This is a genomic window from Sphingomonas sp. Leaf412, assembly GCF_001425405.1.
Taxonomy (GTDB): domain Bacteria; phylum Pseudomonadota; class Alphaproteobacteria; order Sphingomonadales; family Sphingomonadaceae; genus Sphingomonas.
Genome location: NZ_LMQP01000004.1, coordinates 160,604 through 161,942 on the forward strand (window position 1 = coordinate 160,604; position 1,339 = coordinate 161,942).

General features: G+C 71.5%; 1 protein-coding gene and 1 pseudogene. Both read right to left on the reverse strand.

Annotated elements, in window-relative coordinates; genetic code table 11:
- Positions 1 to 813, reverse strand: a pseudogene (locus ASG29_RS15045) (chemotaxis protein); the annotation flags it as partial.
- Between the two features lie 21 nt (positions 814 to 834).
- Positions 835 to 1,339: methyl-accepting chemotaxis protein (locus ASG29_RS17635; protein ID WP_235532952.1), on the reverse strand; the 505-nt coding region annotated here is incomplete at its 5' end.

Here is a 1,339-nt window from a genome sequence, read left to right on the forward strand (position 1 = left end):
ACCCACCGCGTCGCCCGCCTGGTGCGCCGCGCGCGTCGCGATGTCGGCCGCGACCTCCACCTCCGCGCGCGCATCCTCGATCGCGCGGATCAGGCCCGCCGCGGTCGACGCCGCCTCGCGCATCGCCACCGCCGATTGTTCCGCCGCCGCCGCGACCTCGCTCGTCTTGCCCAGCATCCCGCGCGCCGACGACGACGCCGACGACGCCTGCGTGCGGACGTGCCCGCCCAGTTCGGCGGTTTCCGCGATGCCGTCCGATATCCGTTCCTGGAACGCCACGCCGCGCAGGGCGCGCGCGGCGCTCGCCTCGTCGATTTCCTGCCGCGCCAGGTGCGCGATCATGATTTCCGATTCGAACAGGGCCAGCCGCTGGATCACGCAGGCATATAATTGCAGCGCGGCATCGCCGTCGCGGTTGCGCGCGCGGACCAGGTCCAGCGTACGGCCGTGCGCGAAGGACAGCGCCGCCAGCTGCCCCGCGATCGGCACCCCCTGCCGCCGCGCCAGGTCGGCATGGCCGATCGCGCGCCCGCACCAGTCGGGATTGTACGGGTCCCGGTAGCGCAGCGACGCGTACCGCATCGCCCGCTCGGTCTGTCGCAGCCGCAACTCGTCGCTCATCATGGCGTTCAGGCCCGGGACGAGCAGCAGGTAGCGCTCGAAGAAGCTTTCGCCGACCCGCAGCCAGCCGTCGTCCGGCGTCAGCAGTTCATGGATGCGGTGCGCCGCGAGCGCCAGCTGCCCGTCCCAGTCGTAATCGCGCAACCGCGCGGCATAGCTGCGGTCGCTGCCGTTCCAGACCGATCGTTCCATCGACGTCTCCATCGCGCGTGATTACGCTGCGAACTTCCTGGCGAATTCCCCGGCGCGCCCCTCCAGCGTGCCGAGCCGGCCCGACAACAGCGAGAACCCCGCGCCCAGCGCGTCGATCTCGGTCGCGACGGTTTCGGTATCCTCGCGGATGGTGGCGACGGTGTGCGACATCGAATCGGCCGCCAGCGCGGTCTCGTCCACCGCCGCGGTGATCGCGGTCACGGTCTGCGCCTGGCTTTCCATCGCATGGCGGATGCGCGTCGCGCTGTCCTGCACCTCGCCCACCGTCGCGCGGATCGACGCGCTGGTGTCCACCGTCACCCGCGTCGCCGCCTGTATCGCCGCGATCTTCGCCGCGATGTCGTCGGTCGCACGCGCGGTCTGGTTCGCCAGGCTCTTGACCTCCTGCGCCACCACCGCGAAGCCGCGCCCCGCATCGCCCGCGCGCGCCGCCTCGATCGTCGCGTTCAGCGCCAGCAGGTTCGTCTGCCCCGCGATGTCGCGGATCAGGCCCAGGATCGATTCG